Genomic DNA, 19,490 nt, shown 5'->3' on the forward strand with positions numbered 1-19,490 from the left:
TCTTTTGATAGAATTTTCTCAAAATTTTTACCATAAATAATGGGGACGATTTCATCATCAAATTTACCTTCATTCTGCGCAGTGATGGCCTTATGATGAGATGAATTTGCAAAATCATCTTGTTGTAATCTCGTAATTCCAAATTCACGTGACAAAAGTTCTGCTGTTTGTCCCATATTTAATCCACAAAAGGGATCTGTCAGGCCCTGTTCGATGGCCACGATGGGTGATAAAAAAGGGGGTCTAAACGAAGATATTGCTGAAATTTTTTCAGTCACAGATTTAGCTTTCATCATATTCATAAATAATTCAGTCATTTCTTTTGAATAGATAAGTGGCATTTGAGACATGGACTCAACCCCACCGGCATAAATTAAATCGGACCTTCCAAGCGCGATTTTAGTAAATGCCTGAGACATGGCCTCAAGTCCAGAAGCGCAATTTCGGTGGACAGTATATCCACTTGTCTTCTTATGCAATCCAGCTTCAAGGGCAATCACCCGACCAACATTTGGATACTTTGCAGGAGTTCCGGTATTTCCAATGATGACTTCGTCTATGATATCATCTGGTAAACCTACATTATCTTGTATTTTTCTGATGAGATAGGCCCCTAAAAAGGGCGCCGATACTTCTTTTAACTCAAGTCCGGCCTTTACTTGTGGTGTACGTTTTCCTTCAACGAGAAAAACCTCTTTTTGTGACATACGCAAATCCTTGTCTGTGGCTTTTTTGACAAGGAGATTCTAAACTTTCTAAATGTTTACGTCCATGTGAATGTCACTTGACTTCTATAATCTGCGATACTAAAAAAGAGAAGGTGTCTAAACACCTTCCCTTATTTTTAGAGAGAGCAGGCCGCACCTAGATGTTCGGCCCATTAACTTCCACTAGAACGAAACAACTAAACCTAGGTTCGCAGAGATAAAATCAGCATCTACTATTCTCTCGGCCAATCCTTCTAAACGTTCTTGATCATCTCTAGTTTGGTAATCCGGAAATGTTGGTTCGCTTATACTCATAAGATCTGATACTGCACGCCCATATCTGATGTCAGCAGACAGTCCAAAGTTCGGAGTCACTGCAAAAAGTGCACCAAGTGTACCAGTAACAGACATATAATTTGCACTAAATTCTTCTCCACCATAGTAGTAGTTTTGATAGTGGTTTTCTGACGATTGAGTATATACCATATTTAATCTATTATAAGCACCCATCACCCCAATATATGGTCTGAAACGTGATGAGTTTCCAAAACTAAGTTTTCCACCAAAACCAAATGACAAGTTTCGATAAGAGATTTCTCTACCTTTTGGGTAGAAACTATTATAGTTAGTCCAGTAGGGATTAAAACCATTTATGTTGCATGAATATGATGAAACACAAGCTGTATCAGTTATGTCCATTTTTGACATTCCGATTTGCACTCCAAGCGAAAATTGACTTGTAAGGTGATAGTCTAAATCTACGCTTCCGCTTAAGCTTGTTTGAAAATCATCTCTTGTTCCTTTAATTTCTTGTCCACCAACGTTAATACCAGCACTAAACTCTTTATAGCTTGGTTGAGCTGGTTTTATAGGAACCGGTACATATATCTTTGTTACTTGCGTAGGTTCTTCTTTTTCTGGAGCAGATTTTACCTCTTTAACTTCGTCTTTGTGTTCTTGCTCTGGTTCTTGAAGGCCGTTGGCAAATGCGCCCTTAAGTTTTTTTGCGAGTTCTCTTTCCTCATTCATTCTGATGCTTTCGATTCTTTTTCGAACCATTTCTTCATTTTTTTCTTCAATTCTTCTTCTTCTGTCGGCCATGTGATCAGCAGCAGTTTTTTGCGGTTTTTGCTGAAATGTCCCGTCAATTGCGATTTCCTCTGAATTCAAGACTTCTTCAGTTTCGTCCAGTAGTTGATCGGCCATTACATTTGTTGTAAATGCACCTAAAAGGGTAAGAACTAAGAATAAGTTCTTTTTTGAAAGTTCCATAATTTCCTCCTGGCCTTTTCCTCTCTAAAAGAAAAGCTCCCCATGCTTCAACTAGGGGAAGGTTCGTTTGTTTGGGCGGACATTAGCACAAAGAAAAATGCTATGCATTATTTGTTGACGGACACTGTATTCTTTTTAGACCTAATACAAAAATTCAACTAGTTAGAATATGTAAACAAATTTCATGCAAATAATAAACGATTTAACTTCCACTAACTATCTAAAAGGGATGACATAGTATCGAAAATTATCTCTTCCATAGAAGAGTCTATCAACCATACAAGTCAGTGAAGTTGATTTTTCGGTGCATTGACCTTTTTGTTCAATAAAAGCAGACCTAAGATTCTTTGCCACAGAGAAGATGATGGCCGAAACTATTGCGATGATGAAAATATATTCAACGGACGTTTGTCCTTTTTTATTAGACATAGAATTATTTTAACTTGTTTATTGAAGTTTATAAAGACTATGCTTAGAAATACTCTACTTTTTCGTTGATTTCCATGGCCGTAGACATGAGACCGAATGAGCTTTTTCTATATGGGCCAAAATAAGAGACGTCTTTTAATTCGTCTTTTCCACTTGGCAATGAATAATCGTGCACAGTTAATTTACCGTATGGAATAGTTTTGTGTCCAAAATTTTGCTTCTCATATACTTTCTCACCTGCGATATAGATTTCACTTGATAAATTTTGAGAAATGATATTTTCAGCTTTAGGCCATAAATCTTTTGAATTTTGAACTATAATTTTTTTTAGGTCTTTCTGTAAAATTGAAAAGACATCTTTTTCATAAAAGGACTCTTTACTCCCTTCTTCAAATAAGATGTAGAGTTTTACTTCTAATATATTATCTTTTTTCACTACTTCATAAAAGGGAATATTGGTTCCCATTTGAAGAGAATTTGAACAGATAAAGGATAGTCCATCAGTCAAATAGACATCTTCAACAAGTTTGAGGTGAACATTTAAGCACTGATAAAATGTCAATTTGGGGAGTAGATATATAGGAAGATTAGTTAATGTACTTCCTAATATACAAACTTTTCCTGGTCGAATCGCTCCTTCGTAACAATCTAGTTCAAGTCCCCAGGGTCTATTTTTATAAAAAATCCAGTCTTTCACATTACTTGATTTATACTGCCCTCCCTTTCGTTCGAAAACTTCTTTCATATCTTGTGAAAGTAGTGAATGGTTGAGAGAATAAGAAGGAGAGAGCATTTGGAGGGTAAGTAAAAAATATTCAAAGTCAGTTGCATTTACAAGTAGTTTTTTATGGAAATGTCCTCTTAATAGGTAAAGCATGTTACGCCATAGCATTTTCGAATCGGTGTTTTTTTCCATTGAGCGGGATTGAGTAACAATTGATTGATAGCACATTTCAACTAATTTAGGGGCCTGTGCTCTTAAAGTAGATAGATCAACTGCTTGATATGACTTTTGAAAAAAAAGTTGGAGTGAAAATCTATCAATATAATTTGTCACTTCTTGATTGATCAAATCGATATCTTTATCCTTTAGAAAATCTATAATTTTATTTTTAGTTTGAAATACGGACGGTAGTTTTCTGGCCAACTCCATTGCATTTTGGACAGGATCACCACCTAGCCTCAATTGTTTACTTCCATATACAAAAACTATCTGATCAGATTTAAGGTATTTGTGAATGGACATTAATGGGGAAATTTGTCCGCCTGATCCCCAACTTTTGAGATAAGCGGCTTCAAGATAAGTCATTCTTGAAATAAAATTGTCTCCATAATTTATTCTATTTTCATCTAGTAAGATCACACTTCTTTGCTTTTCAAGTAATGAAATAGCTAATAGATATGAAATAAAATTTTCACCCAAAATAATATAATCTGTTTCTTTATTTAACATTCTTATTGCCAGTTAATTAATGATTGAATCAATACAATTATTGAATTCTATCTCTAAGTTTTTGTAAATCATTTCATTAAAATCAATTTGAACATTTTGACGAAAGAAATAGAGATGAGCAAAGTCTGCTGTGTCATGAACAACTTTAAGAGATTCAGGTGAATGAGACATGATGAAGTCATATTCTGTAGATCTGTCTGTTTTGGGGCCACAAAAAACTCTTAAACCTGATAAGTACGGCTCGCTAACAGAATGGATAGATTCTCCATGTCCACCTCCAATATAGGCGTCCCTAAAAAAAGAATAGAGCTCACATAGAATACCTTTTATTGTAACAATTGTAATTTTTTTGGCATTAAGATCATTAAGGTCAGTTGATTCTGAAATGATTTGGGTTTCAAACCCCATACTTTGAATTTTGCTGGTTATAACCTGTAATGTTGTTTTGTTTAAACTATGTGGAACAATGGCAATATACATATCACCTTTTTCTATTCTTTTAACAATTTGAGAATCGTCGAGAATTTCAAGATCCTCTGGCCAAGCGGAGCCGATAATAAGATTATATTGATGAGACTGCGCAAGTTCTCTCATCTTGGTGTATTTGTCTAATAGATGTTTTTTATCTTTTAAGCGGTTTATTATCTGTGAAATTCTAAAATCAAAACTCTGTGAAAGTATGCTTTTGTTCTCTAAAATTTTTGAGAATTTTTCTTTTTCTATGTCATTGGCACAAATTATTTTATTAAACTGATTGAAAAGAGTTCTATAAAAATGTCCTTTAAAAGAACTTTGAGAGTTTACGAAAGACTCTTTTCCTTTAAGTGAAGCATTGATGAGAATGAATTGAGTATCTTTGCGTAATCCAATGTCTACAACTTCTGGGAAAAAATCGTATCGGCATAGAATCATTTTTTTTGCTGTCACCCAATTTCTAAGGTTAAATTTTGAAAAAGTTGGAGATAAAAAGGGATAACAACAGATTCTTGTCTGATTAGGATACTGCTGGTGAAAGAACTGTATTTTTGAATCGACACTAGGAGAACAGTAAACAATTTCTATTAACTTTCCTTGGCTGATTGCTTTTTCAGCAATCGGTCTAACTTGTTCCCACTCACCTTCAGAACTGAACTCAAAACAAATATCGGCCCTAGAACTAAATTTGCCTTGTCTTGAACTGGTTTCTAAGAGCTTTCTTTCATATAATTTTCCTTTCGGTACTGGAAAAACTGACAACAAGCACCATATTAAATCTCGAAAGATGTAAAAGCATAAATGAAATATCTTTAACATAATTAAATCAGCATACATTTCGAACATCCCTCTAAAATCTCTAAGTTAACTTAAGAAAGAAAGTTTGTCAGAGCATTTTGAGAGAGAGATTACTACGAATCGGTGTCATAATGCTACTACGCACTGTGTAATTTCTTATAAGTTCTGACAACTTGCACTTTTTTAATGGCATCTATTTAAAATTCTTGTTAAAAAATTTGTTAAGAAAAATTTTACGTTAATGATTACACGTAGGGAGAAGGAATAATGAATTTCAAAAAACTATCAATACTCGTAACTTCACTGATGACTATTTCACCATTTACTATTGCTCAAGATTCCTCATCTAATACGTCATCAGCAACTGTAGATACAGAATTCAAGAACTCATTTAAACTAAACTATATGGGTTATTTTTATAATACACGTAACGAAAAAGACGAAATGGAACGTAATATTCAAAACATAAATAACGAAAATGATATCATTGCCAGTTATAAACTAACTCCAAAGGATGAACTTAGGCTGTATTCAATTTCAACATCATCAGTTCAAATTTCGGGACCCCTTGATGAACAGGCCAGTAGATCAACTTTCAATCACGAATTAGTAGAAGCAAGATATCTGAGAAGTAAAATATTAACTGAAGACAAGTCTGGATTTAACTTAACCCTTGGTGGATCTCTTGTTGGATATACTTCAGCGTCTAAAAGAAAAGAGATTCAATATGATGGATATGCAATGGGAATAATTGAGCTTTCTAAGACTATTTCACCAAAATTCACTCTCATTTCACAGTCAAGGCCATATGTATATTTTAATAATAAATTTAAAAAGGACTCAAGTGATGGATACCGTTTTAGACAATTATTAATTCAATCTTTCTCACTTCCTAAGGATTTCTCTTTGCATATAACCCAAGATTTAAACTACAAGATGAAAAATAACTTTGTTGGTAAAAATACTAAACTTTCTATTTCAAATACTGTTGAAATTGGTAAAGCAATCAATGAGGATATCACTCTTGGAGTTTATTTTGATCATGACCTTAAAACAATTGCTAAAACATTTGAAAATACATCTGTTGGAATTTTCGCAAACTTGTCAACGACTCTTTAAAATTTAGATAAATACTAGTATTGGGCCCTTTATTTGGGCCCAAATTTCGGCATATTTTTCCATCAAGCTATTTCTTTGAATTCAAATTCAAATTCATTCCAATTTCATCCGTTAACGACTAAGGCACTATTAAGGATGGATTATGGGCCAAACAGTCATAAAAGAATTAAATCGTGAGGGATTAATAGATCTTATTCTTACGAATAAAGAAATTGTTTCAAGAGCAATACCATCACATGAATTATTTATGCTCTTTCATGGTGGTGAGTACTTTGGCCCATTATGCAAAGATGATCTTCAAGCTATTAATCAAATGGACCCTTTTTTCTTTGAAAAATACAAACTTAAAATTTTTAACGAGAAAGAAAAACACAATTTAGGTCATTGGATAAATTTTTATGAACATCCTTTATTTCAAAGGAGAAAGCCCGAACTTGTACTTGAGAATATGTCTCAGGAATTGGCCGAAAAATCAAAATATTTTATATTGAAAAATGGACAGTCTTTAGGCCCCTATTCGTATGAAGAACTCAAACATGAAATTCTTCATAAAAGTTTATATTACACAGATCTTTTTCGAAGTAATGAAGAAGACGACTGGGATAAAATCTATAAAATACCAGGATTTGACAGACGAGCAACATTACCCGGAATGGATGAAGAGGAAGAACTACCCGATGCTCCTGATGTTGATTTGATTAAAAAAAGTGCAGAAGAAGTATCGCAAATACTAGATGCAAATAAATTATTAGAAGATCAAAATAGGAATTCTCTGGCCAATTTAATGGCCCTAAGTACAGAAAGAGCTAAAAAGTTTCTGGCCGTATCAAGAACACAAATTTCAAATTCAAGCAATGTTCTATCGAATAAAAAGTATCGCTATTGGGCCATTGGGTTAATTTCGATTGTTGCATTGGGTATTGTTGCCTTTTTATTTACTGATGAAATAAAAAAACAATTTGACATGGCCGAAGTAAATAAACAAAAAAAATCTAAAGCAACTAAGATTGATAAGTCATCTAAAAATGATACTTTGGCCAAAGACAATAGTATTGAGGAAATGGATGAACAAGAGAAACTTGAGTCTGACTCAAAAAGACAAGAGGCCATTGAAAAAAGACTTCAGGCCCGAATAGACAAAGAACAAAGAAGAAAAGAAAGACAAAGAAATAGAGAACAAAAAAGATTAGGAGAGCGGGATAATTATGATGCTGCTACATATGATGATTATGTACCTTCTGACGAATATTATTATGATGATGATGTTCCTGAATTAGAAGGTGAAGCTACCAGTAACCCAAGAAGACCAGCTTCTAGAGCAAACAAAAGATCAAATTCAAGTACTGGAACAGAAAGAGAAGAAAAATCCAGAGCTGAAGATGAATATTACGAAGATCAAGATGAAAATTCTTCATATGATGGAGTCGCAGAAGAACCAGAATTATTTGATGAGGAGTTGCCTCCTCTTGAAGAAGAAGAAAATTATTAACTCTTTTTTTTCAAATTAAAAATGTTAAATATTAATAGCTCTATTATCAGTCGTTGCAAGAGAGGCCTCTTTGAACGCTTCAGAATATGTCGGATGTGCGTGGCAAGTTCTAGCAACGTCTTCAGCAGAGGCCCTATATTCCATTGCTAGTACAGCTTCAGCGATCATGTCTGCGGCCCTAGGGCCAATCATATGAACACCTAGAATTTCATCTGTATCTTTATGGGCCAAAACCTTAACAAAACCAAAAAATTCATTTGAAGCTCTGGCCCTTCCAAGGGCCTTAATGGGATAGCTCCCTTTTTTATATGAAATTCCGGCCTTTTTAAGTTCCTCTTCAGTACTTCCAACACTGGCCACTTCTGGCCACGTATAGATAACAGAGGGTATAAGATTGTAATGTATGTGTGGTTTTTGACCTGCGATTTTTTCAGCGAGAACAACTCCTTCTTCTTCGGCCTTATGGGCCAACATTGCTCCAGCAATAACGTCTCCGATAGCGTATATATTAGGAATTGTTGTTTCAAATTCTGAATTTACTAAAATTTTTCCACGTTCATCGGTTTTGATACCAATTTTTTCTAGACCTAGTCCTTCTGTATAGGCCTTTCTTCCCACTGCGACGAGGCAATAATCACCTTCGATAGAAATTTCTTCATTGTTTTTTGTATTTTTAGCTTTTATCGTTACCGTTTTACCCTTGTTTGTAACTTCAGTAACTCCATAACCTGTATAGAGTTTAAATCCATCTTTTTTGAAAACTTTTGTGAGTTCTTTGGCTAAATCACCATCCATCATACCTACAAGAGAAGGTGCATATTCAACAACGCTTACTTCGGAGCCAAGTCTACGATAACAAGCACCAAGTTCTAATCCAATCACTCCTCCACCAATGACAACTAAATGTTTAGGTACTTCACCTAATTTTAAGGCCTCGGTAGAAGTGATGACACGTTTTTTGTCAATACTTACACCGGGTAAACTTGATGGTTTTGATCCTGTTGCAATGATAAATTTCTTTGAGTTCAAAATAATTTGCTCTTTTTGTGATTGTACTTCAAGAGTGTTTCTGTCTTTGAAGGATCCATGACCCTGAAAAACTTCAATTTTATTTTTTTTCATTAGATAGTTAATACCAGATGATGTATCAGATACAACTTTTGCAACTCTATCCATCAATTTTTTAAAATTTAATTTTACTTCACCTACTTCTATTCCATGGTCTTTGTGGCCTGTGAGTAATTCATGATAACGTTCTGAAGAATCTAAAAATGCTTTTGAGGGGATACAACCAACATTTAAGCATGTTCCGCCTAGGGTATTATATTTTTCAACGATTGCTGTTTTCATGCCTAACTGAGCACAACGAATGGCACAAGTGTACCCACCTGGGCCAGATCCAATTACAACTATATCAAATTCTTTCATTTTTTTGCCTTTCAATTTAATTAAACATTTATGAGCAATCGACAAGGATCTTCAAGAAGATCTTTGATTCTTTTTAGAAAGCTCACAGATTCTTTACCATCTACAATACGGTGATCATAAGAAAGTGCCAAATACATAATTGGTCTAATGACAACTTGTCCATTCAAAGCGACTGGTCTTTCAACAATATTATGCATTCCAAGTATTGCTGATTGAGGTAGATTTAAAATAGGAGTAGACAGCATCGATCCAAAAACGCCACCATTTGTGATAGTAAAGGTACCGCCTTGCATTTCATCGATTGAAATTTTTCCATCTCGACCTTTTTTAGCAAGTCGTAAAATATCTTTTTCTATTTCAGCTAGAGTTAGTTGCTCAGCATTTCTTACTATAGGTACAACTAGTCCTTTTGGAGTTGAAACAGCGATACCTATGTCACAATAGTGATGGTAACGAATTTCATCACCATTAATCTGAGCATTAATATCTGGAAACTCTTGCAATGCCATACAAGCGGCCTTCGTAAAAAAAGACATAAATCCAAGTCCTACTTCATGTTTTTCTTTGAACATATCTTTATATTTTTTTCGAATTTGCATGACTTCGTGAAGATCAACTTCGTTAAAAGTTGTAAGCATTGCCGTTGTATTTTTAGCTTCAACTAGTCTTTTAGCGATTGTTTTTCTTAGCCTGGACATCGGTACATTTTCGACAGATCTTTCAGTTTTAGATTCTGAAACAAGATGTGAATCAATTGAAGCAGGACGAGTAATATTTGCTTTCAAAGCATCTTCTTTGGTTATTCGTCCATCTTTGCCAGAACCTGAAATATCTTTAGTTTCGATTCCTTTTTCTGAGAGAATTTTTTGAGCAGCGGGGGAGGCATATTTTTTCTCGTCGTAAAATTTATCGGCCCCTGATGGTTGTGGGATGGGAGAAGTTTCAACTTCCTCTTTTTTAGGAGGAGAAGTTATCTGTTCATTGATTCCTGGTTCAATTGTACAAAGTAGCGCTCCAATATTTAAAGTATCACCTTCAGAAGCGACAATCTTTAAAACGCCACCTTTTTCGGCCGGAACTTCAACGGTTGCTTTATCTGATTCGAGCTCGCAAATGGCCTCATCTTCTTGGACAAATTCACCGTCACTTTTTAACCAAGTGACTAATGTTACTTCTGTTATCGATTCACCCACACTTGGGACTTTGATTTCAATCGTCATATGATATCCTTATTTAGTTTGAAATGATCTCGTTACTATGTCTTCTTGTTCTTTTTTATGTACAGAAGCAAAACCTGAAGCAGGAGAAGCTGAAATTTTTCGGGAGATAATTTCAAAACCTCTAAACTCTTTGTATCTTAAAAGATAAGTCCAATAGCCCATATTTTCAGGTTCTTCCTGAACCCATATAAATTCTGCTTTTGAGTACTTCTTAAGGATGGCTTTCAATTGTTTATCTGCAAGAGGATAAAGCTGTTCAAGTCTAACAATTGCAATATCATCACGTTTATCTGCTAACTGTTTTTCTAATAGGTCAAAGTAAACTTTTCCAGTACACATTAGAACTCGTTTAACTTTTGTTTTTTTGGCAAAGGAGTCATCGATAATTTCCTGAAATTTTCCATTCGTAAATTCTTCAACATTTGAAATACAATCTTTGTGTCTTAATAGTGATTTTGGAGTAAACACAATGAGAGGTTTTCTAAATGGAATAGCAACTTGCCTTCTGAGGGCATGAAAAAGATTTGAAGGTTTTGTTAAGTTGCAAACATACATATTTTCTTCAGCGGCCAATTGTAGATATCTTTCAGGCCTTGCTGATGAATGTTCTGGGCCTTGTCCTTCATAGCCATGTGGAAGAAGAACGACTAGATCAGAAGACATTTGCCATTTTGAATCACTTGAAGAAATAAACTGATCAAAGACGGGTTGAGCACAATTGGAAAAATCTCCAAATTGGGCCTCCCAAAGATTAATGTTGTTTGGACTTACAAGTGAGTAACCATATTCAAAACCTAAAACGGCATACTCAGACAGTAACGAATTATAAATATAAAATTTGTTTTCATTTTCGGCCAAAGAGGCCAGTGCACAGTAGGGCCTATTAGTTTTAGAATCAAAAACCATGGCATGTCTATGAGAAAAAGTTCCTCTAATAACATCTTGACCCGAGATTCGAATCGTTCGTCCATCTTGCAAGAGTGACCCATAGGCCATCATCTCTGCAAGGGCCCAATCAATTTGCCCGTTATCAAATCTTTTTCGACGCTCTTCAATTATCTTCTGGGCCTTCTTTATTGGAGAAATTTCATCTGGAGTTGTGGATATTCTTTCAACAATTTTGGCAAGTTTTTCTTCACTCACCTGTGTTTCAGGAGATTCATCAAAATCACTTTTGTTTGATTTTCTCAACTTGCTCCACTCTTCATCAGGTTTTTGATAAAGATATTCAAGATCCTTTTGTTTGACTAAATCTAATCTCTCTTGAAGTTTTGTCCTAAAATGCGTTTGCATTTCTTTAGCTAAATTTGCTTCAATTTTATTTCCACCAACAAGTTTACTCACATAAATTTCTCTTGGATCTTGATGTTTTGCAATTAAGTCATAGAATGTCGGTTGAGTGAATTTTGGTTCATCTCCTTCATTGTGGCCGTGTTTTCTGTAGCAAACCATATCAATATAAACGTCTTTTTTAAATTTCTGACGATATTCCATAGCGAGCTCGACTGCATAGATCACGGCCTCTACATCATCTCCATTAATGTGGATAATCGGAACATCAATGGCCTTTGCAACTGAAGTTGAATAAATCGAAGTTCTAGCATCAGTAAAATCAGTTGTGAAACCAATTTGATTATTTATAACAAAGTGAATTGTTCCACCAACACTATATCCCTCTAAGTTAGACATCTGTGCTGTTTCATAAACAATACCCTGACCTGCAATTGCAGCGTCTCCATGAACAATAATGGGACAAATTTTACTTGAATCATGTCCATAAACCTTATCAATTTGACCTCTTGTAAAACCGATGGCCACAGGACTGACAACTTCTAAGTGTGAAGGGTTGGGCATTAATTTAAGATAGACATCATTTCCTGAACTGGATTTTGTTTTAGATCTAAAACCTAAGTGATACTTTACATCTCCATCACCAAGGGATAGATCAGGTCTAGCAGTTCCTTCAAATTCATTAAAAATATACTCATAAGTTTTTCCCATGATATTGGCCAAAACGTTCAATCTACCTCTATGGGCCATACCTATGACAAATTCATTAACACCTAAATCAGATCCTTTATTAATTATGGCGTCTAGTGCGGGAATAGCACTCTCCCCTCCCTCAAGAGAAAATCTCTTTTGGCCTAGATATTTTAGTTGTAAGAAATTTTCAAACACAACGGCCTCGTTGAGTTTTTCCAATATTCTTTTTTTCTTTTCCAAAGAATGGTCAAAGCCTTGTATGGTTCCTTCAAAATGTTCTTTAATCCAACGCCTTTCTTGAGTGTTATTGATATGCATGTACTCTATACCAATGCTTGAACAATAGGATCTTTTAAGATGTTCAATGACTTGCATAAGAGTGAGATTTCCCTCTCCTATAAATTTAGAAACTGAAAATTGTTTGTGGAGATCACTTTCTTCAAGTCCAAAATTTTCGATAAAGAGATAGGGATCGCGATTTCTTCTTGGCCGTATTGGATTAGTATCAGAAAGAAGATGTCCCCTAGCGCGATAAGATTGAATCAAACGAAAAACATGAATTTCTTTGTCTGTATCAGTTGTTGCGCCAGAGAAAACATGATTACTTTCTCCTGGAAAAACTTGAGCATTTTCAGCATTTTCGATATTTGGATTTTTCATCTCAATTGGAAAATGTTCACTGCCAGAATTCAAAGCATATTCGAAGCCTTGAAAAAACTTTTTCCATGTTTCATCTACAGAGTCAGGATTATTTGAAAAATTTTCATAAAGAGCATCAACATAAGCATTATCTGAACCGGTGAGATGGGAGTTGTCTGACTTTTTCATTTTTCCTCATTTAAAACAAGACCAACAGGAATCTGCGCCATTTGTTTATTCATTAATTCACTTTATTATATCGCCTTCACGAGTATACTGTATGTAGAAGACTTTGCCGTCTAAAACTAATCTTACTCATGTAAAAAAGCGAGGCAGATTATATAGACTAATAATCATAATGTCATCAAAAGGAAATTTATGAAATATAATCAATTGGGAGATACGGACCTTACCGTAAGTGAAATTTGTCTAGGAACGATGACCTGGGGTGAGCAAAATAACGAAAAACAGGCCCATGAACAGTTAGACTTCGCATTTGAAAGAGGTGTTAACTTTATTGACACAGCTGAAATGTACCCAGTCCCTCCTCGAGAAAGTACTTATGGAAAAACTGAGCAGGCCATTGGGAAATGGGGCAAAATAAAAAATCAGAGAGATGAAATCGTACTGGCCTCCAAAATAGCGGGGCCAGGAGAAATGGTTCGCTATATTCGAGGTGGTTCGAGACTCACTTTGGCCCATATCCGTAAGGCCGTTGAAGAAAGTTTGCGTCGCTTACAAACAGATTACATTGATCTTTATCAATTGCACTGGCCAGATAGACATACTAATTATTTTGGTCAACTTGGCTATATGCCAAATTCAAATGAAATTGTTACACCTATTTTAGAAACCTTAGAAGCACTTCAAAAAATGAAATCCGAAGGAAAAATTAGACACATTGGAGTATCTAATGAGACTCCTTGGGGAGTCATGACATTTAAATATCTAGCTGAAACAAGAGGATTACCAAAGATTGTATCAATCCAAAATCCCTATAGTCTACTTAACAGAACTTTTGAAATAGGTCTTTCTGAAATTTCACATAGAGAAAAAATTGGACTTCTGGCCTACTCACCTCTGGGTTTTGGAGTTCTCACTGGAAAATACCTTGAAAGTATGCCGGCCAATGCGAGAATTACATTATTTCCTCGTTTTAGTAGGTACATGTCTGACGGTGGGATTGAGGCCACAAAAAAATATGTCGATTTAGCTCGAACTTATGAATTATCTCCAGCACAAATGGCATTGGCCTATGTAAACTCGAGGCCATTTCTCACGAGCAATATTATCGGTGCAACAAATTTAGAACAACTCAAGGAAAATATAGAATCAGTTAATATAAAATTAAATGATGAAGTATTGGCAAAAATTGAAGAAATTCATCTCGAAAACAGCAATCCTTGTCCATAGTATGATTTCTATGCAAGATAGTATCCATTCATTTTATTTGACATAAAAATATATTCCCTAGTAAAAATGGACTCCCAAACACTACTTCATTGGCCAGGAGAAAATATGAATGCCTCATATATTGCGCTTGGATGTCTTGTCCTTTTTGCTTTGGCGTATCGTTTTTACGCACGTTATATCTCTACGAAAATCTTCCAACTTGACCTACTCAATGAAGAAAAAACTCCCGCTTTAAAATATGAAGATGGAATCGATTTTGTACCCACTAGAAAAGAGATCCTGATAGGTCATCATTTTAGTTCAATAGCAGGAGCTGCACCTATCGTTGGGCCAGCAGTTGCGGCCATATGGGGGTGGGTACCTGCTATATTGTGGATTGTCTTTGGAGTAATTTTTATTGGTGCTTGCCATGACTTTGGCACTCTTTTTGTTTCAATGAAAAATAATGGAAAATCTATTGCAGAATTTACCGAAGGCCTACTTGGTCTTAGGACGAAATATCTATTTCTTATTATCATTTTCTTTCTTGTTTGGATGGTTATTGCTGTATTTACATTAGTTATTGCAAATTTATTTATCAGTTATCCAGCGTCAGTTATACCGATCAATTTTGAAATTATAGTTGCTGTTTTACTTGGACTTTATATCAATCATCATAAAGGTGATTTAAAAATACCTTCGATATTAGCACAAATAGGTCTAATCATCATGGTTTTTGTTGGTACGAAGTATCCTATTTCACTAGATCCCCTTTTTGGACAAAGTTCACTTATGGCCTGGATAATTTTTCTTTTAATCTATAGTTTTATTGCTTCTGTTTTGCCTGTTTGGATGCTTCTCCAGCCAAGGGATTTTATCAATTCGCATCAATTATTTTTAGGGCTTGGATTGTTATTAGTAGGTTTATTTGTTACAAGTCCGACAATAGTTGCTCCGGCCATAAATCCAAATCCAGTTGGAGCTCCACCATGGTTTCCCTTTCTTTTCATTACGATCGCATGTGGAGCGATCAGTGGATTTCATGGACTTGTTTCTGGAGGAACGACAAGTAAGCAGATTCAAAAATGGACAGACGCACGTCCAATTGGCTATGGCTCAATGCTTGGAGAAGGTTTATTAGCTTTAATTGCAACACTTGCAGTAACTGCTGGTTTTGAATCAAAAGCGCTTTGGCACAATCATTATGCCACTTGGAACGCGGCCAATGGACTATCTGCAAAGATAAATGCCTTCGTTACAGGATCTTCAAAGTTTTTGAACAGTATTGGAATATCTGAAGACATTTCACAAACATTTATAGCTGTATTAATAATAAGTTTTGCAGCTACAAGTTTGGACACTGCTTGTAGAATCCAGCGTTATATTATTGCTGAATTTGGAGATGTTACAGGAGTTAAAGTTTTAAAAAATAGATATATTGGTTCTTCAATTGCAGTTTTATCAGCTCTATTTCTGATGCTAACAAGTGACGGTGGGAAAGGGGGGTTGCATTTATGGCCGTTATTTGGAGCAACAAATCAGATGTTGGCCGGATTAAGTTTGATCATAATTAGTGTCTATCTCTATAAAAATAGGAGACCATGTAAATCATTTCTTATTCCAGCATTTTTTATCTTGGCCATGACTTTCATGTCTTTAGTCTTGAATATACAACATTATTTAAATGAAAAGAAATTCCTTCTTCTTGTACTCGGAGTTTTTCTTACGCTTTCTCAACTTTGGATTATCATTGAATCTTTTTTTCTGCTAAAAAATCTAAAAAATAAGTAAACTTTTCATCTACTGAATTTGAGATAAATTTATCGTAGATGATATGCTTTTGGATGGCAGAAAGCATATACACCATGCTTAGAAAGAGTCGAACCTAGGCCGGAATGTCCCCTACCTGACCATGGTAAATAACCTGAAACTCGATCACAACAATTGAGATAACCTGTCCCTGAGTTAATTTGAGAAAGTATTTTATTTCCTCTTTCATTGTTAGAGGTATAGACCGAAGAGGTTAAACCGTATTCACTATCATTCATCAAACGTATGGCCTCTTCATCATCTTTTACTTTTTGAATCCCTATGATTGGCCCAAATGTTTCTTTGATCATGACATCCATCTTGTGATTCACGTCAAGTAAAACAGTTGGTTCATAATAATTTCCTTCAGAATCAATTCTATTTCCACCTGCTACGATTTTAGCACCTTTTGACACAGCATCTTTAATTAGTTGATCTAAGAAATCAAGATGACTGGCCCGAGTAATTGCTCCCATCTGAGTAGTAGAATCCAAAGGATTTCCAACTTTTAATTTTTTAACAACCTCAACGAAATAATCAACAAATTCATCATAAATTTTTTCATGAACATAGACTCTCTCCACAGAACAACAAGACTGACCATTGTTATAAAAAGCTCCCTCAACTACGGATTCAGCTGTTTGTTTAATATCACTTAATTGGTCTGTCACATATAAAGGATCTTTTCCACCTAGCTCTAGCCCTACTGGAACTAATTTATGAGCAACAGTTTCAGCAATTTTCTTTCCTGTTTCATAAGAACCAGTAAAAAAATAGCCATCAAGTGGAAGATCACAAAGCATTCTACCGACTTTCCCATCCCCATAAACGGCCAAAAAAACATTTTTTGGAACACCAGCTCTATGCAGGAGACGCTCTATGCTCTGTCCCACTAAGGTTGAAAATTCTGAAGGTTTATAAAGGACGGCGTTACCGCATATAAGTGCAGGAATAAAAATATTTATTCCTACAAGATAAGGATAATTCCAGGCAGAAATATTTGCAATCGTCCCAAGAGGTGAATAATCAATAACTTCTTGAGTATTACTTGCTTTATGTACTATCGAGGGTTTGAGAATTTCAGCTGATTCATTCAGGAAAAATTCTATTTTAACGATGGCCCCATTGATTTCTCCTCTGGCCTCGTTGATTGGTTTTCCGACTTCACGACATAATTCTTCAGCTAATTCATCTGCATGTTCGTCTAAGAGTTTAGAAAATCTTTTAATAATTTCTAATCTAGCACCAATTGGATGATTGGCCCAGGCCTTCTGGCCAGTCTGTAAGATTTCATATTTTTTTTTCACACTCTCAAGTGTATCTTCTTTCACTTCTGAGATTATCTCATGATTTGCTGGATTTATAATTTTCATCTTTTCTACTTTTAATCATAGTTAAAAATTTATTTGCAATTTTTTCGGCCGAGGCCACTTGATCACCCAAAGTATGATTAAATTCAGGATGCCATTGTACTGCCCAAATAAACTGTTTCGCATCTCCAATATAACGAATCCCTTCGATAAGACCATCTTCAATGCTACTGGCCTCAATTTTTAAATCAACTCCAAGTTTTTTGATGGCCTGGTGATGGACAGAATTAACATGAATTTTCTGTGATTGATAGACTTCTTTGAGGAGGGAATCATTTTCCAAAAAGACTTCATGTGAAACTCTATCATATTTTTCTGCACTTCTGTGTTCGACTAAAGTTCTTGTTTCTAGTGAAATGTCTTGAAATAAAGTACCTTTAAAAAAGACATTAATAATCTGTAGGCCTCGACAAATTCCTAAAATCGGAATATTTTTTTTTATTGCTTTTCCAATGAGATTAAGTTCGTACTTGTCTCGATACTTATCACCTGGCCATTTTCCATTTTCGATAAGAGCTTCACCATAGCTTTCAGGGCATACGTCAGCTCCTCCTTGAAGCAGGAGAGCGTCAATTTCATTAAAATACTGGTCTAGTTCGATTTCTGAAACATCAGGTATGAGTATAGGCATCACACCAGGCCTTGATAAAAAGCGTACCATGTCATTTTCCACATAGCTTAAAGTTTTGTGTCCAAAAACTGTTCTACTTGGATCAGGGTACATAAAACATGAACTATAACCTATTTTAATCATAAAGAACCTGTTATCGCTTTTTTGTAAATCTCTTTAAAATCTTGTAATGTACATTGTTTTGGGTTTGAAGGATGACAAGCATCATTAATGGCAACTTTAGATAAAGCATCTATATCATTTAAACTAACACCGATTTCACTGAGTGTTTTAGGAATCGAAATTTCTTTGTTTAATTCAAATATCCACTCTTTAAAATCTTCTTTTCCGATAATTGAAGCTAAAAAATTATATTTTTCTTTGACGATTGATTCATTAAATTCAATTCCATAAGGTAAGCAAATAGCATTGGCCAGTCCATGATGGGTATCAAAAAGAGTTGAAAGAGGGTGTGCCAGAGAGTGAACAACACCTAATCCTTTTTGAAACGCGGTTGCCCCCATGAGGGCGGCCATCATCATCTTCGAACGAGATTCTAGACATGGATTTTTTGTTGCTTTGACAATGGATTCAGCAATAAGCTTAATTCCATTTAATGCGACTCCATCACAAAGAGGATTAAATCCTTTTGCAACATAGGCCTCAACATTATGAGTAAGGGCGTCCATACCTGTGGTGGCCGTAATACTAGCAGGAAGATTTAACGTCAGTTCTGGGTCTGCAAAAACAATCTTGGCCATTAAACGGGGTGAAAAAAGAATTTTTTTCTCATGAGTATTGTCATCTGAAATCACTGTTGATCTTCCAACTTCAGATCCTGTTCCACTAGTGGTTGGTACGGTTATGAAGTATGGTATTTCTTCGGTTACATATTTATCTCCACCTTTGGCATCATCAAAATCGAAAAGATCTCTTTCATGGTGTGCTCCTAGAGCAATGGCCCTGGCCACATCCATTGAAGCTCCACCTCCAATTCCAATGATAGAATCGGCTTGAGTTTTATGGAATTCCTTCACTCCAGCTAAAACGTTAGACTTTACAGGGTTTTTAGCAATTTCAGTAAAAAGTAGAGGTGAAATACCATTAGAATTTAGTTGATTGAGAATCTTATTAAATATCGGCAAACTTGCTAAACCAGAATCAGTTACAATGAGAGGTTTAGATTTACCCACCTTTTTTAAGTGTTCAGATAACTCATTAATCACACCTGCACCAAATCTTATAGGTGTTGGAAAATTATAGGTATATCGTTGATTCCAGTCTATATTCATTTTTGC

Annotated in this window: 15 protein-coding genes; 4 read left to right on the forward strand and 11 right to left on the reverse strand. The window is 35.2% G+C overall.

Translation table 11 applies throughout. The features are described from left to right. The 5 genes from H6622_04605 to H6622_04625 all read right to left on the reverse strand — a co-directional run. Nucleotides 1–707: acetyl-CoA C-acyltransferase (locus H6622_04605; GenBank protein MCB9060782.1), on the reverse strand; the 707-nt coding region annotated here is incomplete at its 3' end. Nucleotides 708–890: 183 nt separating this feature from the next. Next, on the reverse strand, nt 891–1,979 hold the full coding sequence (locus tag H6622_04610) for a porin family protein (GenBank protein ID MCB9060783.1): 1,089 nt from the start codon (nt 1,977–1,979) through the stop codon (nt 891–893). 216 nt (nt 1,980–2,195) lie between these two features. Beyond that, nucleotides 2,196–2,408, reverse strand: a complete 213-nt coding sequence (locus H6622_04615; protein ID MCB9060784.1) for a class III signal peptide-containing protein — start codon at nt 2,406–2,408, stop codon at nt 2,196–2,198. Between the two features lie 43 nt (nt 2,409–2,451). After that, entirely contained in the window at nt 2,452–3,861 is a 1,410-nt protein-coding gene (locus H6622_04620) for a hypothetical protein (protein ID MCB9060785.1), read from the reverse strand. 12 nt (nt 3,862–3,873) lie between these two features. Beyond that, entirely contained in the window at nt 3,874–5,154 is a 1,281-nt protein-coding gene (locus H6622_04625) for a hypothetical protein (protein MCB9060786.1), read from the reverse strand. Between the two features lie 246 nt (nt 5,155–5,400). Here H6622_04625 and H6622_04630 point away from each other — a divergent pair, with 246 nt between their 5' ends. Together H6622_04630 and H6622_04635 are read left to right on the forward strand one after the other, a co-directional pair. After that, entirely contained in the window at nt 5,401–6,252 is an 852-nt protein-coding gene (locus H6622_04630) for a hypothetical protein (GenBank protein MCB9060787.1), read from the forward strand. Between the two features lie 142 nt (nt 6,253–6,394). Beyond that, nucleotides 6,395–7,741, forward strand: coding sequence for a DUF4339 domain-containing protein (locus tag H6622_04635; GenBank protein MCB9060788.1), 1,347 nt, complete (start codon nt 6,395–6,397; stop codon nt 7,739–7,741). Nucleotides 7,742–7,765: 24 nt separating this feature from the next. Here the strand turns inward: H6622_04635 and lpdA are convergent, their stop codons facing one another. From lpdA to H6622_04650, 3 genes are read right to left on the reverse strand one after another with little or no spacing between them, the layout of a single operon-like run. Further along, nucleotides 7,766–9,169 carry a dihydrolipoyl dehydrogenase gene (gene lpdA, locus H6622_04640; GenBank protein MCB9060789.1) on the reverse strand — a complete coding sequence of 468 codons (1,404 nt, stop codon included), beginning with the start codon at nt 9,167–9,169 and terminating at the stop codon, nt 7,766–7,768. Nucleotides 9,170–9,189: 20 nt separating this feature from the next. Continuing rightward, a complete protein-coding gene (odhB, locus tag H6622_04645; GenBank protein MCB9060790.1) occupies nt 9,190–10,389 on the reverse strand; it encodes a 2-oxoglutarate dehydrogenase complex dihydrolipoyllysine-residue succinyltransferase in 1,200 nt (399 codons plus the stop codon). Between the two features lie 9 nt (nt 10,390–10,398). Then, nucleotides 10,399–13,200, reverse strand: a complete 2,802-nt coding sequence (locus H6622_04650) for a 2-oxoglutarate dehydrogenase E1 component (protein ID MCB9060791.1) — start codon at nt 13,198–13,200, stop codon at nt 10,399–10,401. Between the two features lie 189 nt (nt 13,201–13,389). Between H6622_04650 and H6622_04655 the strand changes: the two genes are divergently transcribed. Beyond that, nucleotides 13,390–14,424 (forward strand): NADP(H)-dependent aldo-keto reductase, encoded by a 1,035-nt coding sequence (locus tag H6622_04655; protein ID MCB9060792.1) that lies wholly within the window; start codon nt 13,390–13,392, stop codon nt 14,422–14,424. Nucleotides 14,425–14,529: 105 nt separating this feature from the next. Further along, the gene (locus H6622_04660) at nt 14,530–16,194 is read left to right on the forward strand and encodes a carbon starvation protein A (GenBank protein MCB9060793.1); all 1,665 of its coding nucleotides are present in this window, start codon (nt 14,530–14,532) and stop codon (nt 16,192–16,194) included. A gap of 29 nt (nt 16,195–16,223) precedes the next feature. Here the strand turns inward: H6622_04660 and H6622_04665 are convergent, their stop codons facing one another. From H6622_04665 to H6622_04675, 3 genes are read right to left on the reverse strand one after another with little or no spacing between them, the layout of a single operon-like run. Continuing rightward, on the reverse strand, nt 16,224–17,585 hold the full coding sequence (locus H6622_04665; protein ID MCB9060794.1) for an aldehyde dehydrogenase family protein: 1,362 nt from the start codon (nt 17,583–17,585) through the stop codon (nt 16,224–16,226). Further along, nucleotides 17,557–18,336 (reverse strand): gamma-glutamyl-gamma-aminobutyrate hydrolase family protein, encoded by a 780-nt coding sequence (locus H6622_04670; GenBank protein MCB9060795.1) that lies wholly within the window; start codon nt 18,334–18,336, stop codon nt 17,557–17,559. Before H6622_04670 ends, H6622_04665 begins: the two co-directional genes overlap by 29 nt. Further along, complete coding sequence (locus H6622_04675; GenBank protein ID MCB9060796.1) at nt 18,333–19,478, reverse strand: iron-containing alcohol dehydrogenase; 1,146 nt, start codon at nt 19,476–19,478, stop codon at nt 18,333–18,335. The genes H6622_04670 and H6622_04675 overlap by 4 nt, the downstream gene beginning before the upstream one ends. Nucleotides 19,479–19,490 lie beyond the last annotated feature (12 nt).

The organism is Halobacteriovoraceae bacterium (assembly GCA_020635115.1).
Lineage (GTDB): Bacteria > Bdellovibrionota > Bacteriovoracia > Bacteriovoracales > Bacteriovoracaceae > JACKAK01.